The organism is Vibrio sp. QJM3NY_26 (assembly GCF_057786005.1).
This window is the reverse complement of record NZ_CM173515.1, coordinates 2,673,906-2,694,794: the sequence shown is the minus strand read 5'-3', so window position 1 is coordinate 2,694,794 and position 20,889 is coordinate 2,673,906. Positions and strand designations below refer to the sequence as shown.

The following is a 20,889-nucleotide window of genomic DNA, read 5'->3' as shown; positions in this document are numbered from 1 at the left end:
TTTGTCGCTTATGCTGTTTGCTTGTGAAAGCTATTTGGCAAGGTAGTCTGAGATAGACTTCTCAATACCTTTCGCATCTAAGCCAAGCTCTTCATGCAGCTCACCTTGAGTACCTTGAGCAATAAACTTGTCAGGTAGGCCAAGGTTTAAAACAGGCATCAGTAGTTTTTCTTGCATCAAGAACTCAATCACACCCGCTCCCGCACCACCTGCAATCGCGTTTTCTTCGATAGTCACTAGTACATCGTGGTCAGCAGCAAGTTGTTTGATCAGAGCTTCATCTAGTGGTTTCACAAAACGCATGTCTGCAACTGTCGCATCGATAGCGTCTGCGGTTTGAAGTGCACTTTCAAGGAAAGTACCAAAGCTCAGGATAGCGACTTTCGAGCCATCTTTTGCTTTTTCGCTTTCGCGAACGATACGACCTTTACCAATCTCAAGAGCGGTAAACTCACTTTGTATCTCAGTACCCATGCCATTACCACGAGGGTAACGAACGGCACTTGGCCCTGTGTGCTGGTGGCCGGTGTAAAGCATTTGGCGACATTCGTTCTCGTCGCTTGGTGCCATGATCACCATGTTTGGAATGCAGCGCATAAAGCTTAAGTCGAACGCACCTTGGTGTGTTTGACCATCGGCACCGACAAGACCTGCACGGTCAATAGCGAACATAACCGGTAGATCCATGATTGCCACATCGTGGATCAGTTGATCGTAGCCACGTTGTAGGAAAGTCGAGTAGATAGCCACAATTGGCTTATCACCGGCAATCGCCATACCTGTTGCTAGCGTCACAGCGTGTTGCTCAGCAATTGCTACATCAAAGTACTGTTCTGGATACTCTTTCGAGAAGCGCACCATACCAGAACCTTCACGCATTGCTGGCGTTATCGCCATTAGCTTAGGATCTTGAGCGGCCATATCACACAGGAAGTCGCCGAAAATCTTAGAGAAAGTTGGTTTAGAGCTGGTGCTCTTAGGCAGACTTGAATGTGCAGGATCGAACTTAGGTACGCCATGGTAGCCAATTGGATCTTTCTCAGCTGGCTCGTAGCCTTTGCCTTTCTTCGTCATGATATGCAGGAACTGAGGGCCTTTAAGATCTCTCATGTTCTTCAGCGTTTTAATCAGCTCATTGACATCGTGACCATCAATTGGACCAATGTAGTTAAAGCCTAACTCTTCAAACATGGTGCCGGGGACAACCATGCCTTTTAAATGTTCTTCTGTACGACGAACGAGCTCTTTAATCGGCGGAACACCTGATAGCACTTTCTTGCCACCCTCACGAATTGACGTGTAAAGACTGCCAGAAAGAACTTGAGCGAGGTGGTTGTTTAGAGCACCGACGTTTTCAGAGATCGACATTTCGTTATCGTTAAGGATAACCAGCATGTCATTGTGAATATCGCCCGCGTGGTTCATGGCTTCGAAGGCCATACCTGCGGTAATTGCGCCATCACCAATCACACTCACGACTTTACGGTTCTTACCTTCTTTCTTCGCACTGATCGCCATACCGAGTCCGGCGCTGATCGATGTTGAAGAGTGACCAACAGATAGGGTGTCGTATTCGCTCTCTTGACGCCATGGGAATGGGTGCAGTCCATCTTTTTGACGGATAGTCGACAAGCGGTCGCGACGACCCGTAAGAATCTTGTGTGGATAGGCTTGGTGGCCAACATCCCAAACCAATTGGTCAAAAGGCGTGTTGTACACATAGTGCAGAGCAACGGTTAGCTCTACTGTACCTAAGCCTGACGCTAAGTGACCACTTGACTGGCTCACCGAGTTAAGAAGATAGGTACGTAATTCATCACAAAGCTGTGTAAGCGTCTCTTTTGGAAGTAGACGCAAATCCTCTGGCTTATCAGCCAAAGCAAGAGTTGGGTACTTTGATATATCAAGAGTCATAGGTAATGCGCGCTTATTGTCTTAGTTCTTGCGCTCGATGACGTATCGGGCGAACTCTTCGAGTGACTGGGTATTGTATGGGATTGCAGCCAAAGCTTGAAGCGCTTCCTGTAGCAGAGTTTGCGCTTTTTCTTGAGCGCCCTCTAAACCTAACAAAGAAGGGTAGGTGCTTTTGTTCAAATCTTGGTCAGAGCCCTGTGGTTTACCCAAAGTTTCGGTATCGCTAATGATATCTAAAATATCATCCTGAACTTGGAAGGCTAACCCGATTGCATCGGCGTATTTATCTAATTTAGGCATCACTTCAAACGCTTTTTCGCCAGCAGCCAGAGCACCTAAACGAATCGCACTCTTCATTAGAGCGCCAGTCTTGTTACGGTGAACTTCTTCTAACTCTTCTAGCGTGACAGAGCGGTTTTCAGCTTCAATATCAAGAGCTTGTCCAATGCACATACCTTGAGCACCAGATGCTTCTGCTAGGCGTTGAATCATTCGAACGCGATTGCTTTCCCCGTCAGCACTTAATGTGCCTTCCGCAAGTATAGTAAACGCGAGAGTTTGTAGGGCATCGCCAGTTAAAATTGCCGTTGCTTCATCGTATTTGATGTGACAAGTCTGATGGCCACGACGAAGTTCATCGTCATCCATTGCTGGAAGGTCGTCGTGAATCAGAGAATAGGCATGAATACATTCGATTGCAGAAGCTGGAGTATCGAGTTCTTCAGCGGTACAGCCGAGCATTTCCCCTGTAATGTAGACAAGAAATGGACGTGCGCGTTTGCCGCCTAAAAGTAACCCATAACGCATCGCGTTGATAAGGTTCTGATTTTGGTGTGGCAGGCGATCAAGCCAAAGGTTCAGCTGCTCGTTATTACGTGCTTGATAAGACAATAAAGTCTCGATCATAGGGGATCTCATACAATTCGTTATTCTGGTTGTGGGTTAAAGTCACTAAGTTCTGCATTTTCATCATTTTGCAGTAAGATGCTAACACGCTGTTCAGCATCATTTAGTTTACTTTGACCAGCACGAGCGAGGGAGATGCCTCGTTCGAACTTTTTCAGCGCATCATCTAAAGCTAGATCACCATTTTCTAGTTGATCAACCAAGCCATCAAGCTCTTCGATAGCCGCTTCAAAGCTCATATTTTCAGGTTTCTTAGTAGCCATAATAAATCTGCGTTTGGAAATATGAACGAACGTTACCCTAGGCCGCTGAGATGGTCAAATGTAACCAAGAAATTTTGCTAGAAAGTTCGTTTTTAAGGGGCTTGAACTCACTTTGGTTGAATAACCTTAGCTTTATCGAGTTTATGCGCTAAGGATAAGAGCAAAGTAAGCCAATAATTGTGATTCAAAAACGAAAAGTGTGATATTTAGGCCAAGAATTTACTAAAAGATCTTATAGTCTGGCCGATAAAAAGATTATCGTCGACGTAGAGCTACAAAAAAGCATGAGGAGTGCTCAGTGGATTTAGCAACCCTAATAGGTTTGATTGGTGGATTTGCCTTTGTAATCATGGCAATGATCCTAGGTGGAAGCCTCGGGATGTTCTATGACACGACATCCATTTTGATCGTGGTGGGTGGTTCAACGTTTGTTGTTCTAATGAAGTTCACCATGGGACAATTCTTTGGAGCAACCAAAATCGCTGGCAAAGCATTTATGTTTAAGGCCGATGAGCCTGAAGATCTTATCGCTAAAGTGGTAGAGATGGCGGATGCAGCACGTAAAGGTGGCTTCTTGGCACTTGAAGAGATGGAAATCAGCAACAGTTTCATGCAAAAGGGTATCGACTTATTGGTGGATGGCCATGATGGTGATGTAGTGCGTGCAGCACTGCAAAAAGACATCGCATTAACAACAGAACGTCACGAGCAGGGCGCGAAAGTGTTCTCAGCATTTGGTGATGTCGCGCCAGCGATGGGTATGATTGGTACCTTAGTAGGTCTCGTTGCCATGCTTTCGAACATGGATGATCCTAAAGCGATCGGTCCTGCGATGGCGGTTGCACTCTTGACTACGCTTTACGGTGCAATCCTTTCGAACATGGTGTTCTTCCCAATTGCCGACAAGCTTGCGCTGCGTCGTGACCAAGAGACACTAAACCGTCGTCTGGTGATGGATGGTGTATTAGCGATTCAAGATGGTCAGAACCCACGAGTTATCGATGGTTACCTCAAGAGCTACCTCAATGAAGGTAAGCGCACGATTGATGGTGAACCCGCGTAAGAGGAGTTGAAGATGGATGAAGAAAATCCATGTAAATGTCCTCCTCCGGGGTTACCTCAATGGATGGGGACATTTGCTGACTTGATGTCATTGCTGATGTGTTTCTTCGTACTGCTGCTCTCATTCTCTGAGATGGACGTACTGAAGTTCAAACAGATCGCTGGATCGATGAAATTTGCGTTTGGTGTACAAAACCGCTTGGAAGTGAAAGATATTCCTAAAGGGACTAGCATCATTGCGCAAGAGTTTCGCCCTGGTCGCCCAGAGCCGACTCCTATCGATGTGATCATGCAGCAGACCATTGATATTACGCAGCAAACGCTTGAGTTTCATGAAGGTGAATCTGAGCGTGCTGGCGGCACAATGCGTGACCAAGGCAAGATGACGGGAGGCAAGTCGCCAGAGGTCTCTACTCATGACAATCAAAACTCTGAGTCAGACCAACAGCAACAGCAAGCCGAAGCTCAATCGCAAGAGATGGAAACCTTGATGGAAAGTATCAAGAAAGCATTGGAGCGAGAGATCGACCAAGGCGCGATTGAGGTTGAAAACCTTGGCCAGCAGATTGTTATTCGAATTCGTGAGAAAGGTGCGTTCCCATCGGGGTCTGCTTTCCTACAACCTAAGTTTCGACCATTGGTTAGACAGGTCGCTGAACTGGTAAAAGATGTACCGGGCATTGTCCGTATCTCTGGGCACACGGATAACCAGCGACTGGATTCAGAGCTTTATCGTTCTAATTGGGACTTGTCATCGCAGCGTGCGGTGTCTGTGGCTCAAGAGATGGAAAAGGTACGTGGCTTCTCTCATCAACGCTTGAGAGTGCGCGGTATGGCCGATACAGAGCCTGTTGAACCCAATGATACTGAATGGCAGCGTAGCCTCAACCGCCGTGTTGAAATCAGTATAATGCAGGGTGAGCCGCTTTATAGTGATGAAGTGCCTGTTATTGGTCAGTAGTAGGCAGAGAGACAGCGATTAGTCTTCAGGTACACATACGTTAGATATACAGGCGTTAGTTAGATATACATACGTTAATCAGCAGATAGCATCGAAAGCTCAACCTTATGATGAGGTTGGGCTTTTTGTTTTGTGGTCTTCAATGATGCTCTCAGCTGTATTTATGTCGTTTTGAAATCTGCTACTTTTAATAACAGGCAGTTTAATGATGAGGTTGAAGCACGCACTCTTTTCCTTGTTTGATTTTCTCATGTATAATTCGCGCCCTTAGATTTAATATTGATCTATTATTGCTTCAATAACTATGTGAAATGACCTTTTACGTGGTGATGAACCTACTAAAATTTGTGAACCTTATTGGCGTGAAAGTACTATGAAATTTATTGTTAAGCCTCATCCGGAAATTTTTATTAAAAGTGAATCGGTGCGTAAGCGCTTCACAAAGATTCTAGAACGTAATATTCGTACTATTCTTCAGCGTCGTACTGAGTCTGTGGCTGTCTTCAACCGTCGTGACTACATCGAAGTGACGTCTGAGAGCGACAAATACTTTAAAGAAACACTCGAAGTATTGACGCAAACTCCGGGTATTCATCACTCCCTTGAAGTTCAGCAATCAGAGTTTAAAGACCTGCATCATATTTACGAGCAAGTTCTTGAGCGAAGCGGTGCTCTTATTGAAGGTAAGACTTTCTCTGTACGTGCTAAGCGTCGTGGTAAACATGACTTTACCTCTATTGAGCTAGAACGCTACGTAGGTGGTGGTTTAAACCAAGCGGTTGAATCAGCAAAAGTAAAACTGAAAAATCCAGATATTACCGTTAAAGTTGAAGTCGAGAACGAGAAGCTAAACCAAGTTATTGAACGTCATAAAGGCCTAGGTGGTTTCCCTCTTGGTACTCAAGAAGATCTGCTTAGCTTGATCTCTGGTGGCTTTGATTCTGGTGTTTCAAGCTACTTACACATCAAACGTGGTTCTAAAGTGCATTACTGCTTCTTCAATCTTGGTGGCCCTGCTCACGAGATTGGTGTTAAGCAAGTTTCTCACTATCTATGGGATAAATACGGCTCATCGGCAAAGGTGAAGTTCATCTCTATCGATTTTGAACCGGTAGTCGCAGAGATTCTTGAGAATGTTGAAGATGGCCAAATGGGCGTGGTTCTTAAGCGTATGTTCATGCGTGCTGGTGGTATGGTTGCAGAACGCTTCGGTATCGAAGCCCTAGTAACCGGTGAAGCATTAGGTCAGGTTTCTAGCCAAACGCTAACTAACCTTCGCCACATTGACAACGTGACCGATACTTTGATCCTTCGTCCACTTATCAACTGGGACAAAGAAGACATCATCGACCTGTCTCGTAAGATTGGCACTGAAGACTTTGCGAAAGTAATGCCTGAGTACTGTGGTGTTATTTCTAAGAAGCCAACAGTGAAAGCGAAGAAAGGCAAATTAGAAGCAGAAGAAGCTAAGTTTAACTTCGAAGTGCTAGAGCAAGTGATCGAGAACGCTCGAGTTATGGATATCCGTGACATCGAGAAAGAGAGCCAAGAGCAAGCGCCTGAAGTTGAACAAGTTCAAGCTGTTGCTGAGCACTCGATCGTTCTTGATATCCGTAGCCCAGACGAAGAAGACGAAAGCCCACTAGAGATCGATGGTGTTGAAATTAAACATATCCCGTTCTTCAAGCTTTCGACTCAGTTTGGCGACTTGGACCAAGCAAAAGAGTACTTGCTGTACTGTGATCGTGGTGTAATGAGCCGTCTACAGGCACTTTATCTAAAAGAGCAAGGCTTCCATAACGTGAAGGTTTACCGCCCATAGTGGTATAGAGTAGCCGAATATTTTGCAAAGCCGTTTACTGAAAAGTAAGCGGCTTTTTTATTTTCTATTGTGAATGTTTTACAGTAGGCAGTAAGAGGCGCGAGTTTGTCGAGTTATCATCATGCTCTGTCTTGAGATTCTGAGATTGAAATGATGGGGGTTTGAGTTGGCTTGTAGGTGACCGAAGAAGTGTGAGTATCTGAGGAACTCTGTTACTTTTTAGTGCTATTCAATGGTTGTATTTGTATGTGTTCAGTTGATTATTTGAGTGGGTGTCTGATTCTGTGATTAACGATGAAAAATAACAAAGATTAATTAGTACAGCTATTGATAAACTTATTGTTATTTTTCTTTGCACATAAAAAAACACCGCCCATAAGGCGGTGTAAACAAATTTGACAGACAGGTCAAAATAAATACAGGAAGTACATGTCTCGTTTCAGTATAGAACTGCAACAAAACATTTGGTAGAACTCTACCCAACTCGAAAAGAACGAGTTTGCAAACACAACATCGCAGGAGCTAAACCAATTGATTCTAGAGAGAATCAAGCCGTTCAGGCTAGCTGCTGCGGGATGAAATATAGAATTTCTCTGGCCGCTAGGCAATGGACAAATTATAATGTTTCAGATAAAAAAAACTAATGCTTATTTAGAGAGTACCTATGTCTCGTCGATTACCCCCATTAAACTCGCTAAGAGTGTTTGAAGCCGCTGCTCGACACTTGAGTTTTACGCGCGCTGCAGAAGAGTTGTTTGTTACTCAAGCTGCAGTCAGTCATCAGATTAAAGCGCTTGAAGAATTCTTGTCTTTGAAGTTATTTCGTCGAAGAAATCGCTCTTTGCTGCTGACTGAAGAAGGTCAGAGCTACTTCTTAGACATCAAAGATATTTTTACCTCACTGGCAGAAGCGACGGATAAAGTGCTTGAGCGAAGTGAGAAGGGCGCATTGACCATCAGCTTACCGCCAAGCTTTGCCATTCAATGGTTAGTGCCAAGGCTTGCAGACTTTAATCAGCAAGAACCTGATATCGACGTACGAATTAAAGCCGTTGATATGGATGAAGGCTCGCTGACCGATGACGTAGACGTAGCTATTTATTATGGTCGAGGCAATTGGTCGGGGCTTAGAGCCGATAAGCTTTATCAAGAATACTTGATCCCTCTTTGCTCACCTTCAGTGTTGCTTGGTACCAAACCATTAGAATCTCTAAGCGATTTAGCATGTCATACGCTATTACATGATACTTCTCGAAAGGATTGGAAGCAGTTCGCTAAGCAAAATGGCATCGATGGGGTAAACGTCAATCACGGTCCTATCTTTAGTCACTCAACCATGGTGTTGCAGGCAGCAGCTCACGGCCAAGGTATTGCACTGGGTAACAACGTGTTGGCGCAACCTGAAATCGAAGCGGGTCGTTTGATTGCGCCTTTTGACGAAGTGTTGGTGAGCAAGAATGCCTTCTATGTGGTTTGTCATGAGAAACAAGCCGATATGGGCCGTATCGCCACCTTCCGCGATTGGATGCTGGCGAAAGCGCAAAGTGAACAAGAGGATTTACTCGATGAATAACGTCATCATTGACGGTGAAGACAATCCAATCACCTTTATCTTTGCACATGGTGCTGGCGCAGGTATGGATCATGAATTCATGCAGTCGGTGGCAAAAGGGTTAGCCTTTAAAGGGATACGAGTGATTCGTTTTAATTTCCCTTACATGATTAAACGTGCTGAAGATGGCAAGCGTCGTCCACCTGACAGAGCCCCTAAGCTGCTTGAAGCTTACCAAGACATCATTGAGCAGTGCGATGCCGATAAGCTTGTGATTGGCGGTAAATCGATGGGAGGGCGTATGGCGAGCCATTTGTCTGAAGTTGATAAGGTGGCAGCGATGGCGTGTTTAGGCTTTCCTTTCCACCCTCCTGGTAAGCCAGAGAAGTACAAAGGTGAGCACTTAGCTGAGTTACAAAAGCCATGTCTTATTCTGCAGGGTGAACGCGATACCTTTGGTAAGCGTGAAGAGTTTACTGATTTCGACCTGTCGGATTCTATTCGTGTTGAATTTATCCCAGACGGTGATCACAGCTTTAAGCCTCGTAAGAGCTCTGGTTACACAGAGCAGCAGAATATTGCCTTAACCGTTGAGAAGCTGTCAGCGTTTATCAAAGAGGTACTCAATGAGAAGTAAGTATTTACTCACGTTTGCAGGTATCTCTGGTGCGATTGCTGTGATGCTTGGTGCCTTCGCGGCTCATGGGTTGAAAGCTATTTTACCTGAATATCTGCTAGGCGTGTTTGAGACGGGTGTTCAGTATCAGTTTATCCATACTTTGGCGATATTGGCGTGTGGCGCTCTGCTGCAGATGAAACTTGGCGCTAAATCACAAAAATATTTTTTCATTGCGGCAATTTGCTTTATCATCGGCATCCTTTGTTTTAGTGGCAGCCTTTATGGCTTGGCACTGACAGGAATAAAATGGTTTGGCCCTATCACTCCGTTTGGTGGTCTACTATTTATCATTGGTTGGGGAGTCTTCTCCTTCGCTGCTTTGAATATAAAAGAGGTAACTCAGTGAAACACGTACTACTTTATTGTCGCTCTGGTTTTGAAAAAGAATGTGCTGGCGAAATTCAAGACAAGGCAACACAACTGGAAGTGTTTGGTTTTCCTCGCTTAAAGAACAATACAGGCTTTGTATTGTTTGAATGTTATCAAGCAGGCGAAGCCGATAAACTGGTTAAAGAGATCGACTTCCAATCGCTGATCTTTGCTCGTCAAATGATCGCGGTAGCGGTTGAAATCAAAGATCTGCCGACTGATGATCGTATCTCTCCAATTCTTGAGGCGCTTTCTGAGAAAGAAGGTTTCCCACGTTGTGGTGATATCCGTATTGAAACGCCAGACACCAATGAAGCGAAAGAGCTTTTGAAGTTCTGCCGTAAGTTTACCGTGCCAATGCGTCAAGCTATGCGTGGTAAAGGTCTGATGACAGCGAAAGACAATATTAAGAAGCCTGTGCTTCACTTATGTTTTATCGCTCCGGGTCATTGCTTGGTCGGTTACTCTTACCCAACCAATAACTCACAGTTCTTTATGGGCATTCCTCGTTTGAAGTTCCCATCAGATGCGCCAAGCCGTTCTACATTAAAGCTAGAAGAAGCGTTCCACGTATTCATCCCTCGTGATGAGTGGGATGAGCGTCTTGCTCCAGGTATGTGGGGCGTAGATTTAGGCGCGTGTCCAGGTGGTTGGACTTACCAACTGGTTAAGCGTTCTATGTTCGTTCACTGTGTTGACAACGGCATGATGGCGGACAGCCTAATGGAAACGGGTCAAATCAAGCACCATATGGTAGATGGCTTTAAATTTGAACCTGACCGTAAGAACGTGACTTGGATTATCTGTGACATGGTTGAGAAGCCAGCTCGTGTTGCTCACTTAATGGGTGAGTGGATCATCAAAGGCTGGGCGAAAGAAGCATTGTTCAACCTTAAACTGCCAATGAAAGGCCGTTACGATGAAGTACTGCAGGATATCGAGAACCTGAAACAGTTCCTGATTGATAACAAAGTTAAATTCAAGATGCAGGCGAAGCACCTATACCACGATCGCGAAGAGATCACGGTTCATATTCAGTCGCTTTCGAATATCTCGCCGTACTAATACGCGGTTAATGAACATACAAAACGCTCCTCATAAGGAGCGTTTTTTTGTTATGAGAGGTTTACTCTGAAGTAGGCCACATCTCCCAAAGCATTGCTTCCATATCACTTTCTACATCATCGCTAGTGTTTGCGAAAAAATCCAAGTTGGTGCGGACTTCTACTTCATCAATAGTTGTGACAAAGCTTGCGAGCTCACTGCTCGATACGTCACGGTGCGGCACAATAAAAGCAATCGCATCGTTGTAATACGGGTCGAGAATCACTTTGTAGAATGCACTTGGAATCATAACGCCATTGCCAATAAAGGTTTCATTCCCGTCATAAATAGGGCCTGTCACCACATAGAGCTCTTGATATTCATTGGCAAGGTCACGTACATGCTCTTCTAGCAATCGCCAGCCAACTCGGTTAAACCCAGGAAGTTGTGGTGACATATTGCTTAGCAAGAAGCTTTCTTGCATCGACACTTCGCTGAAGTCCATTGCTGCAGATGGAGCAAGATGGCCGCGGTCATAACCGGATTTGGAGTAGTCGCTTAGTGTTGATTAGGCGTATTCGGGGAGTTCTGAATCGGCTTTAAAGCGGTTACTTCGTTTGAACTGTCCATTGACGCTTTCTGCGGTGACATGATAGGCGACCCAATCAGCATTCTTCATGGAATAGTTGTAGCCAATGGCATAACCGGTTCGACAAAGCATTTGATCAGAGGATTCTGAAGGCAAACCTTTGACTAGGTGTTCACCACAGGCTTCGGTTGCGACAGCAAGAGGCGCGATATTAAGTAAGAGGGTAGTTAATGATAGTAATAGTATGTTTTTCATTGTGTTTCTCCTTATTGGAGCAATGAAATTAAATACTTATATCAATAAGACTGTGATGAAGGCTAAATGTTAATCAATACTCGGTAAGGTATTGATTAACATTATAATTAGGTTGTGAATGTAATGGAGAACACAACAGAAAAGATGAACATCTAGAAGTGTTAAGCTTGGTTATCAGAGTAGCGAATGTCTTGAAGATTGAAGCCCAAATCGATGTCGGTTTTGAGTGCTGAAACGAGCTTACATACGCGAGCCGATTCAATATGCTCATCGAATTTCTTACGATACTTTTTCGGTAAATCTTCAGCTAGGAATGCCGTTTCTATATCTGGATACGTTGTTAATATCTCTTTGGCCGCTTTTGGTCCAACTCCAGGAATCCCCGGTACTTGGCTTGAGCTAACGCCAGTTAATCCCCAGTAGTCAGCGAGTTGTTCCGGCTTTACACCGAACTCAGCTTCAATAAAGGGCTTGTCTAACCAGCGGTGTTGGAAGTAATCACGGATCTGTAGCGTTGGTGATAACAGTTGGCAATAGCCCTTATCGGTAGAGATTATTGTGACCTTTTCGCCGTGGTCTGCCACTTTCTTAGCGAGTGTTGCTACTAAGTCATCCGCTTCATCACCATCAGATAGCAGTGAATCAATCCCTAATTCCCACCAAGCTTGTTGGATAGCATCAAGGCCTTTCATTAATGGTTCAGGCATCGGCTTGCGGTTTTGCTTGTAGGCAGGAAGGACTTCAGCGCGCCAGCCTCGATCTTGTAAATGATGATCAAATACCGCAATGATATGGGTTGGCTTTGATTCTTTTAGGATGCGATTAAGAGTACGAGCAGTAGTGGTGATGGTTCTTGCAATATCGGTTGGGTCCGGCTGAACAGAGTGAACGCGTCGGATGAGATTCAAAGCATCGATAATAACAAGATGGATAGACATAAGTTTCCACTAAATAGGCAATAAATAAGGGGCTGCTAGCCCCTTATAGTAACGTATCACTTGGTGAGTTGAAACGTTGGCGACGTAAACGTCATGACTTGTTTAGCTTTATGCTTGTGGCCTGTTATCAGTCACTTGTCGTTATTCGCTGCTAGGCATAATTTTATAGCAAGGAACATAGTCAGTGCCACCCGGCAGTTTCATGCGATGTTGTTCAACAAAGTCATTCAGCAGTTGATCCATTTTGGTCATCAGCTCTTTGTCGCCATCAATCAGGAATGGGCCGTGTTTCTCTATCTCTAGAATACCTTCGGCTTTGACGTTACCGGCCACAATGCCAGAAAACGCTTTGCGTAAATTAGCCGCAAGGCTTTCTGTTTTCTGGTCCATATGAAGATCAAGCGCCGCCATAGACTCATGTGTCGGATCGAAGGGCAATTGGAACTCAGGCTCAATATGCAGTGACCAGTTATAGCTGTATGCATCGCCGGTCTCTTTACGGTGAGAGCGTACATCTGGCATCGCTTGTTTCATGATTTTCGCTGCGCGTGCTGGATCATCAATCACGATTTCGTAGTGTTTCTGAGCCTCTTCCCCGAGGGTTTCCCCGATGAACTTATCGATAGAGCGGAAGTAAGCTTCACTCTCTTTTGAGCCCGTTAATACAATCGGCATGGGTTGGTCGACGTTATTTGGGTGCATCATGATCCCTAAGATATACAGCAACTCTTCAGCCGTACCGGGGCCACCAGGGAAAATAATGATGCCATGCGCCATACGAACGAATGCCTCAAGACGCTTCTCGATATCTGGCATGATCACCAGTTCGTTCACTATCGGGTTTGGTGGCTCAGCTGCAATGATTGATGGTTCAGTCAACCCTAAGTAACGATGATCAGTATAGCGCTGCTTAGCGTGACCAATAGCCGCGCCTTTCATTGGTCCTTCCATTGCACCTGGTCCACAACCCGTACAGATGTTGAGTTCACGTAGGCCAAGTTCATTACCTACTTCACGAGTATATTGGTATTCAGTGGCATTAATTGAGTGGCCACCCCAACACACGATCAGGTTAGGTTCGATGCCCGGCGTAAGTGCGCCTGCATTTCTCAAAATACCAAATACGAGGTTGGTAATATGAGTGGCATTAGTCAGGTTGAGTCTTTGGTTGTCTGCAAGATGCATGTTGACGTAGACAATGTCACGCAGCACTGAGAATAGGTGCTCTTGGATACCCTTGATGATTTCACCATCGACAAAGGCATGCTCTGGTGGGTTGCTTAGTTCGAGCTTGATACCACGCTCACGTCGCACGACTTCAACATCAAACGATTGATACTTGTCGAGCAACTCTTTGGAATTGTCGGTGTGGCTTCCCGAGTTAAGTACCGCTAACGTACAGTTACGATACAGTTGGTACAGATCACTAGACGCGGTTTTCTTAAGACGCTCAACTTCAAGTTGAGAGAGTAAATCCATGCTACCGGCAGGGCTGATATGAGTGATCATAGTGCCTCCTTGTTGAAAAGAGCAGGGGGACGTTGAAGTGACCCTCTGACTCGAGAGTGAGAAGCAAACGTTGAAAGTGTTTGGTTAAAGGGGAGAGAGTTAACCAGACGAAACGGTTACGACAGCGTTGCTTAATGGATTATATAATCTTGCTTAACAGTCTATATGCAGGTGCTTAACAGTATATACATGGGTGCTTAATAGCAGATGTATAGATGCTTAAGAGCTACTATAAAATAAATTAAGAGCGTATATACAGCATTGCTTGCCAAGAATGCTTGTTAAGCGAATGTTAATCATTAGCTTAGCAAACATTGAGGGAAATGGTATGTGATAAGTATTTGAAAAAATGAAATAAATTAAATCTAAGGCTGACTTAGTTCCAAACAAGTTGGTTGGTACCGCGTTGCTTTGCTTTGTTTAGCGTCTTATTAAGTCTCTCTAATACTTCTTCAGGCGTATCAGACTCTTTAAACTGAGTACTTGCCGCACACAAGGTAATCGTGATTTGTTGGTCACGGAACTTAAAGGGTAGGCGGCTTACTTGAGCTTGGATGTTTTGAATCACCTGGTGGCAATATTCATCGGTTTGTTCTGGCAACAGCAAGACAAACTCTTCACCAGAAAAGCGAGCCACGGTATCGGTTGTGCCTGCTTCTTTAGTAATAGTTCTCGCGATGATTTTAAGTGCCTTATCACCCGCGGTATAACCAAAGCTGTCGTTGATGGCTTTGAAGTTGTCGATGTCGAGCAGCACTACGCGCAGTGAGTGTTGTGCACGAATCCAACGGCGATACTCAAGCTCTAAGCGATCAGTAAAGGCGGTGCGATTGTAAACTTTAGTGAGCGGGTCAAGTAGCATACGCTGAGCCTGATCTTCTAAGCGCTTGCGGTAATCTTGGGTGACTTCATAGAGTGAATCTAACTGAGTCTTTCCATAACTCATTCTCTCTATTAGAGCTTGTTCTTTCTGTTCTGCGTGATTCAGTCTTTCTGAAAGAGAGGCGATTTCAGTGAGTAGCGGATTAATCGTTCGCTTTAAACTATCAATTTCCTTCGCTTTCTCTACAGAGTTCTGGCTCTTAATGACAAGTTCACTTAACTCAGAGTTAAGGCCTTGGCGGTGCTCAAAGTAACTTTGGCTCTGATCGGCATTTTGGTCTGCCGTTTTGATACTGGAGGCCAGCGAGGAGTTTAGCTGATCGATAAATTGTTCGGACTTCTTACGCTCTAGGTTGGTGCCTTCAATTACCAGTTTGAGGATCTGAAGTGTCAGCTCAAGCAGATTTTGTGTGGAAACACCCAGTAGCAGCTTCGCTCGAATATCGGTAAGCAAATCACCCGATTCACCCTCAAAATCGAGTTCAGTGATCAGATGTTGTAATTCGTTTGATAGGTCGGAAAGGAGTTCTTGTTCCGGAGAATGCGTAACGTCGGCAAAATGAGTGCGTGAGTTATTCGCCATAATCTTAATGGCACGCTCATAAATACCGAGAAGTTTCATGGCATGGTCGACTTTCTGACTGCCATTGCATTCGGAGAAGCTAAGTAAGTTTCGTAGGTCGCGTTTAAGCTGCGCTGGAAGGCCTGTTATGCGTTGCAGCGTTTCCCCACTGTGCTTAATGCTATCGTCCAGATATCCGTTCTGTTTATCCATAGCCAACGTTTTCTGCTTAAGCATCCTTTCTAATACTGCCAGCTTTGGGATCATCGAGCTAATGTCTTTTTGCTTTTCTAGCTCTTCCCGAAGGGCAATGAGGTTTTCATCTAAATGGCTGTTACTGCCAACACATGCGTCACTTAAAGATGTGACGATACGCTTTAGAACTTTTTGTTCTCTAATAAATTTGAACGAGGTGTCTCTTTGCGTCAAACGGACCTGCTCCAACTGAAGTTTGAGCTGGTGGAGTTGCGCCTGAATGTCTTTTTCAAGAATGCCCATAGATGTATTAATTAGCGCCGCGTAGACCGAGCTCGATCATTTTGATGAAATTACGTTGCATCGATAATAACAAAACTAAAAATAAGGTCACGGCTTGCCGCTCTTAACCGCTCGCAAATCAGTCATCTTTTAGCATTTTTTTGATGTTGTCCTCATTCTGGTATGACGATTGTATCTTTATTAACCCTTGATTAATCGCATGTTTACACGCTTCTCTTATGTTACCCGTTGCAAGGCTCGCTGCGGGCGCATTATCGATAGCTTTTAAGTATACCCATTGACTGCTGCGCTCTTTGAGACTGATCTCACGCGCTAGATTGGTCGACATCAATAACACATCGAGCAGTTCTTGGTCGTTAATTGCAGTGTAAGCACGTGGCAGGAACGGGTAGTCAGCGATTCCCATACGGACTGTTCGGTTGATGTTTCGCTCGGGTTCGAAGTCATTAACCCAAGATTGAATCTTTCTGAACAGGGCCTCAGGTGATAAATCACGGTCAGCGTTGGGCTCGATATAAAGCAGGTTCGCGTCCGAGAAATGGTAAACACGAGCTGGACCTTCAAGCTTAGATTTGAGGAATTCGCCAAAAGCATCTTCGAGTTCTAGGCCCGCTTTGTAACCGTTCTGCGTGTACATATTACGTAGGAAAGGTAAGTCAATCATCACGAAGCGTAAACGGTCGTTGAGCGGTTCATGAATCAGTTCACCAAGCTGCCACTGCTCAAAGGTTTGGCTGGTTTGTTCCAATGAATTTGAGAGTTTCGCATTCAGCATTCTTAGATTAGGAAGCTTAGAACGCGAATGCGTAAAGAGGTCGGTACGCAGTGAATCGACCTCTTTGGCTAAGGTTTGAATGAGGTAGCCTCGGCGCAGCACAAAGAAGAATAAGACAATGCTGAACAAGAATAGGGCAAACGAAATCTTTTGGAACTTACGATGTTCTAGTTTGTATTTCTCTAGCTCTTGTTCTTGGCCTGCATAGTGCAGGGTTTGTTCGGCAAACTCTTTTTGTTGGCGGAATGCGTCTTCCCCAACACGGTTGAGTTTTTGCTGCTCTAAAGAGACAAGGCTGTTGTATTGCTTGAGATTTGCCAATGCTTGCTGTGGACGACCTGCCTGTTCATAACCCAAAGAAAGTAAATAGTATGAGCGTTGCGACAGGCGCATATTTTCTACTTGACGCGATATCTCAAGTGCACGTGTCGCATGCTTGATCACATCTTCGCTCTCTTGCAGGTGGTAAGCCAATCCTGCTGATAATAGCGCGGCACGACCTTCCAGTTTTGGAATGTCGGTGTACTCTAGTAGTTCAAGGGCCCGGGTTAAGTACTGCTCAGCTAGAGGGTAATTATAGAGGCGTAAGTAAGTTGCCGATAGACTTAGACGAATATCGATGACTTGGTGTATATCCCTGTCGGTACTTTCGTGATCAAGAACGTTGAAAAAGTGCACTAGGGCAAGGTTATATTTTCCTTGATAGAAGTACACATCACCCATCTTTTTAAGTACTTGAGCTAATATGGGGGAGTTTTCGAAATTATCATAAAAATCAGCGGCTTGAGAGAGGTGCTCTAATGCTTTATCTAACACCTGGCGCTCAAAGAAAAGTTGCGCAAGTAGGCGGTTTACCTTAGCCAAGCGTGAACTCAGATTGCCTTCTACTGATTTCCAATAGCCATACAGCAACTCAGATAACGCGTGATTGTACTCTTTGTGAGTCAGATAAAATTCACCGACCGTGATGTGGTAGTCGATGGTAACTTTTTCTGAGTAACGCTGATCGAGGTAGGTTTTCGCTTCTTGGTAGAACTTCTCGGCTTCGTCGACCTTATTGTCATAAGAGGCGATATCAGCTTTCAGCATGATCAAACGATAGGTAATACCTTCTGTTAAACGTAAGGTTTTATTCACCGATTCTAGGTTTGCTTCAATACTTGTCAGCTCTGCTGTTGCTGTGGCTGACTTTCTGTCACTCAGCCAAAGTAAGCGAACTTTTAGGATCTGAAGGTCCAGTTTTAAGTAATTAAGCTTATAGGTTTTTGCGAGTTCAGAGGCTTTGTCGATGTTTTTAATCGCAATACGAATGTTGCCTAGGTTGTATTCCGCTTTGGCTAAGATCTTATAGGCATCGATGCTGCTGTTTGGCGTTCGAATAGAAGAGTCCGTCTCTTCGCGAGAAATCGCCGATGGGCTTTTCTCGCGTTGATCAGAAAGGACACGCAGCGTTAGGTAACTGTTGGCCATTTGTTTTGCTTGGCTCGGCTCAATCTCTACAAGGTTGTTAGCCTCGTTGAGTAACGCCGACGAATAAACCGACGCATTGACCGATGTGCTTAAGCTTAAAATAAATAGACTAACAACGTATAACCAACGCATTTCAATGTCCCTTTAAAGATTTGGTAGGTTCAAATAAGTGTGAGTGGGTTCACGCCTGATTATTGGCGAGCCATACGCTTATTGTGGCTTGGTCTATCTTGCTCTGTTGAACGGTATGGATTGATATCCAGACCACCACGACGCGTGTAACGTGCAAACACGGTTAGCTTCGATGGCGCACAGTATTTCATGATGTCAGTGAAGATACGCTCAACACATTGTTCGTGGAATTCATTGTGCTCACGGAAAGAAACTAAATAACGTAGCAGTGATTCACGGTCAATTTTCTTGCCTGAATATGCGATCTCAACACTGCCCCAATCGGGTTGGTTGGTGATCAAACAGTTCGATTTTAATAGGTGGCTGTGCAGTGTTTCTTCTACGTCTTGCTCGCCAGCAGCACCTTCAAGCAGTGACGCTTCAAAATCATAACTGGTGATTTGGATGTCTTGGTTGTCGATACAGTCACCCTCCATCGTTACGATAGGTTGGTTGGTGTAGTCGGTTACCGAGTTAACGTTCACAGTCACGGCTTCGCCAGCGCATGCCGACAAGTCTTGAGTCAGACGCTCAGTGACTTGGTCCCAGTTTTGGAATTGAGTTTGATTGTAGCTGTTCAGATACAGCTTGAAAGATTTTGATTCAATTAAATTTGGGCTCGTTGCTGGGATGAAAACTTCACCCACCGCCACTTGTGGTAGGCCGTTGGTGTTTAGCCACGAAAGCTCGTACATCGTCCAAATATCATGGCCAACAAAAGGCAGGTCACCGTTTAGCGCAAGGTCATCACGATTCAGGCTGCGAGGTACTGGCTGCAATAAACTTGCATCGTATTGGTTAGAGTACTCAGTTTTTTGGCCAAGGGTTAAACCCGCTAGCTCTTTTGCGTCAGAATATTTGCTCATACTTTCGTTTCAAATTCGATTAGAATGGGGTCGATTTTACTGAATCCCCATTACCCTGTCATTAAGTCATCGCTTAATCGGTGCTGAAAGGGCTCGGATTCTATTTATTATTTTGTGTTTAGGAGATTTTCATGACTCAACGTGCTCAAGACGCACTACTTTCTTTTAGTCAGCGATACGTTGACGCGTGGCAGCAGCAACACCAAAGCTTACCTCGTAATGAGGAGTTGGTGGACATCGTATCGCCATGCGTAGAAGAAAAGAGTGGCGACGCCGTGTTATGGAAAAGCTATCCACGTGAGCAATTCGCGGATTTCACCAACGTTGAAACCGGAATTGAATTGACTCTGCACGAAGACATCAAAACTTTCTACGGCGCACAATTCAGCGCAGATATGAACGCGACTTTTGATGGTAATGAGCTGACTCTGTTACAGATTTGGAGTGATGAAGACTTCGAATGCTTACAAGAAAACATTTTGGGTCACCTAGTGACTCAGCGTCGTCTAAAGCTAAAACCAACGGTTTTCATTGCCGCGACTGATGCTGAACTGGATGTGATCTCTATCTGTAACTTAACGGGTAACGTGATTCTAGAGCGCTTAGGCACCAAAAATCGTGATGTATTAGCCGAGACATTGGCAGAATTTTTAGAAAAGTTACAACCAGCGGTATAAATAGATGTACGTACTAGAACTTCAATTTGAGTGTTTTGATAACACAACGGTCAGCGCTGTCGATAAGGCGGTTAATGGCTTGATGGACGCACTTCGTTATAACGGACAAGTGTTAGGTCGTGAGTTTCCAATCGTGATGGGCGACGGCGAATTTTATGTTCGCGTTGTATGCCCGGAGCAAGATAGCTTGCACCCGCGTAATCACTCAGATTTCGTGAAAGTGTGTTTTGATCGCTTGTCTAACGCGAGTCTACTAGCGCCTAAAATGCGTTTGCTTGGTCGAGATCTTAATTCCGAAGAAGTGGCAGAAGATGAAACGCCAAGTTGGCAGGTGTTATACACGACATTCGTGCATACCTGTTCGCCGCTGCGTAGTGGCGATAGCTTGTTGCCGATCCCTTTGTACCGCAACCCGCCAACCTTCAATGGTGACCATAAAGCCGTGTTGAAATGGCAGACAGAATGGCAAGCCTGTGATGAAGTACAAATGGGCGGGGGTTGCCGTGCTGAACATGCAACGCTGACCGAGATTAGCGATACCAAAAGCGTATTGTTTAAACGCGGCTGGGGCTTGAGAGGGCGCATTGAATTTCTGACTAAGATTCCAACTTATTACTACTTATATCGTGTCGGTGGGATCAGCCTGAAAGCTGAAAAAGAGCGTAAATGCCCTCAGTGCGGTGGAGAATGGCTGCTTGATGCGCCTATTCACGATATTTTCTATTTCAAGTGTGATGACTGCCGATTGGTGTCAAACATCTCTTGGGATCACCTGAAGTAACCCTTTGGCGGTTATTTAAACGTCATATTTTAGGTGTCGGAGTATTGCTTAAGTGCTCCGATATCGATTTTCCCTTTTATATTAATCGTTTACCATCTTGTTTTCTTACTCGATTTCGCGACTCACAAGCTATTTTTCCCCAATCTTTATTCCCCCTAATTGTTAACTACTGTTCCCCCCAAGTAGGTACAGAACGTGATATTCCCCTCTTTCTGTAGCTCCAACGTATTCATAGAAATAATCCAACACCCATCAACTTTTAGTTACATCAATAGTTAGCCTGATCACAATAATCAATCAGTTCTCTTTCAATTTATATTCTTCTCAATATAAATGGGATCGAT

General features: G+C 44.7%; 17 protein-coding genes and 1 pseudogene. 9 read left to right on the top strand and 9 right to left on the bottom strand.

What is annotated here, in order from left to right:
* Positions 1–30 precede the first annotated feature (30 nt).
* From dxs to xseB, 3 genes are read right to left on the bottom strand one after another with little or no spacing between them, the layout of a single operon-like run.
* Positions 31–1,914, bottom strand: coding sequence for a 1-deoxy-D-xylulose-5-phosphate synthase (dxs, locus tag AC3CH4_RS11870; RefSeq protein WP_017084182.1), 1,884 nt, complete (start codon positions 1,912–1,914; stop codon positions 31–33).
* A gap of 21 nt (positions 1,915–1,935) precedes the next feature.
* On the bottom strand, positions 1,936–2,820 hold the full coding sequence (ispA, locus tag AC3CH4_RS11865; RefSeq protein ID WP_488542990.1) for a (2E,6E)-farnesyl diphosphate synthase: 885 nt from the start codon (positions 2,818–2,820) through the stop codon (positions 1,936–1,938).
* Between the two features lie 20 nt (positions 2,821–2,840).
* Positions 2,841–3,083, bottom strand: coding sequence for an exodeoxyribonuclease VII small subunit (gene xseB / locus AC3CH4_RS11860; protein WP_004734405.1), 243 nt, complete (start codon positions 3,081–3,083; stop codon positions 2,841–2,843).
* Positions 3,084–3,381: 298 nt separating this feature from the next.
* Here xseB and pomA point away from each other — a divergent pair, with 298 nt between their 5' ends.
* The 7 genes from pomA (at position 3,382) to rlmM (ending at position 10,593) form a co-directional block, all read left to right on the top strand.
* Positions 3,382–4,146, top strand: coding sequence for a flagellar motor protein PomA (pomA, locus tag AC3CH4_RS11855; protein ID WP_004734406.1), 765 nt, complete (start codon positions 3,382–3,384; stop codon positions 4,144–4,146).
* Positions 4,147–4,158: 12 nt separating this feature from the next.
* A complete protein-coding gene (locus AC3CH4_RS11850) occupies positions 4,159–5,106 on the top strand; it encodes a flagellar motor protein MotB (protein WP_004734407.1) in 948 nt (315 codons plus the stop codon).
* Positions 5,107–5,479: 373 nt separating this feature from the next.
* Complete coding sequence (thiI, locus tag AC3CH4_RS11845; protein WP_065205057.1) at positions 5,480–6,928, top strand: tRNA uracil 4-sulfurtransferase ThiI; 1,449 nt, start codon at positions 5,480–5,482, stop codon at positions 6,926–6,928.
* 664 nt (positions 6,929–7,592) lie between these two features.
* Positions 7,593–8,501 (top strand): transcriptional regulator GcvA, encoded by a 909-nt coding sequence (locus AC3CH4_RS11840; protein ID WP_017080068.1) that lies wholly within the window; start codon positions 7,593–7,595, stop codon positions 8,499–8,501.
* Complete coding sequence (locus AC3CH4_RS11835; protein WP_114633927.1) at positions 8,494–9,117, top strand: alpha/beta fold hydrolase; 624 nt, start codon at positions 8,494–8,496, stop codon at positions 9,115–9,117. Before AC3CH4_RS11840 ends, AC3CH4_RS11835 begins: the two co-directional genes overlap by 8 nt.
* Entirely contained in the window at positions 9,107–9,505 is a 399-nt protein-coding gene (locus tag AC3CH4_RS11830) for a DUF423 domain-containing protein (RefSeq protein WP_004734382.1), read from the top strand. The genes AC3CH4_RS11835 and AC3CH4_RS11830 overlap by 11 nt, the downstream gene beginning before the upstream one ends.
* Positions 9,502–10,593: a 23S rRNA (cytidine(2498)-2'-O)-methyltransferase RlmM gene (rlmM, locus tag AC3CH4_RS11825; protein ID WP_054547573.1), complete on the top strand. Its 1,092-nt coding sequence runs from the start codon at positions 9,502–9,504 to the stop codon at positions 10,591–10,593. Before AC3CH4_RS11830 ends, rlmM begins: the two co-directional genes overlap by 4 nt.
* 61 nt (positions 10,594–10,654) lie before the next feature.
* On the opposite strand, the pseudogene AC3CH4_RS11820 reads toward rlmM, so the two are convergent.
* The 6 genes and pseudogenes from AC3CH4_RS11820 to queF form a co-directional block, all read right to left on the bottom strand.
* A pseudogene (locus AC3CH4_RS11820) lies at positions 10,655–11,416 on the bottom strand (DNA/RNA non-specific endonuclease).
* A 161-nt stretch (positions 11,417–11,577) separates the two neighbouring features.
* Positions 11,578–12,354 (bottom strand): flap endonuclease Xni, encoded by a 777-nt coding sequence (gene xni, locus AC3CH4_RS11815; protein WP_146454820.1) that lies wholly within the window; start codon positions 12,352–12,354, stop codon positions 11,578–11,580.
* 141 nt (positions 12,355–12,495) lie between these two features.
* Complete coding sequence (ppnN, locus tag AC3CH4_RS11810; RefSeq protein ID WP_004734386.1) at positions 12,496–13,863, bottom strand: nucleotide 5'-monophosphate nucleosidase PpnN; 1,368 nt, start codon at positions 13,861–13,863, stop codon at positions 12,496–12,498.
* A 376-nt stretch (positions 13,864–14,239) separates the two neighbouring features.
* A complete protein-coding gene (locus tag AC3CH4_RS11805; protein ID WP_004734387.1) occupies positions 14,240–15,805 on the bottom strand; it encodes a GGDEF domain-containing protein in 1,566 nt (521 codons plus the stop codon).
* A 118-nt stretch (positions 15,806–15,923) separates the two neighbouring features.
* Positions 15,924–18,182 carry a tetratricopeptide repeat protein gene (locus AC3CH4_RS11800; protein WP_017080074.1) on the bottom strand — a complete coding sequence of 753 codons (2,259 nt, stop codon included), beginning with the start codon at positions 18,180–18,182 and terminating at the stop codon, positions 15,924–15,926.
* 59 nt (positions 18,183–18,241) lie between these two features.
* Complete coding sequence (gene queF / locus AC3CH4_RS11795) at positions 18,242–19,087, bottom strand: NADPH-dependent 7-cyano-7-deazaguanine reductase QueF (protein WP_488542989.1); 846 nt, start codon at positions 19,085–19,087, stop codon at positions 18,242–18,244.
* Positions 19,088–19,218: 131 nt separating this feature from the next.
* On the opposite strand from queF, the gene syd reads away from it, so the two are divergent.
* Both syd and AC3CH4_RS11785 read left to right on the top strand, forming a co-directional pair.
* On the top strand, positions 19,219–19,764 hold the full coding sequence (syd, locus tag AC3CH4_RS11790) for a SecY-interacting protein (RefSeq protein ID WP_488542988.1): 546 nt from the start codon (positions 19,219–19,221) through the stop codon (positions 19,762–19,764).
* Positions 19,765–19,768: 4 nt separating this feature from the next.
* A complete protein-coding gene (locus AC3CH4_RS11785; RefSeq protein WP_428783355.1) occupies positions 19,769–20,545 on the top strand; it encodes a Zn-ribbon-containing protein in 777 nt (258 codons plus the stop codon).
* Positions 20,546–20,889: the final 344 nt, after the last annotated feature.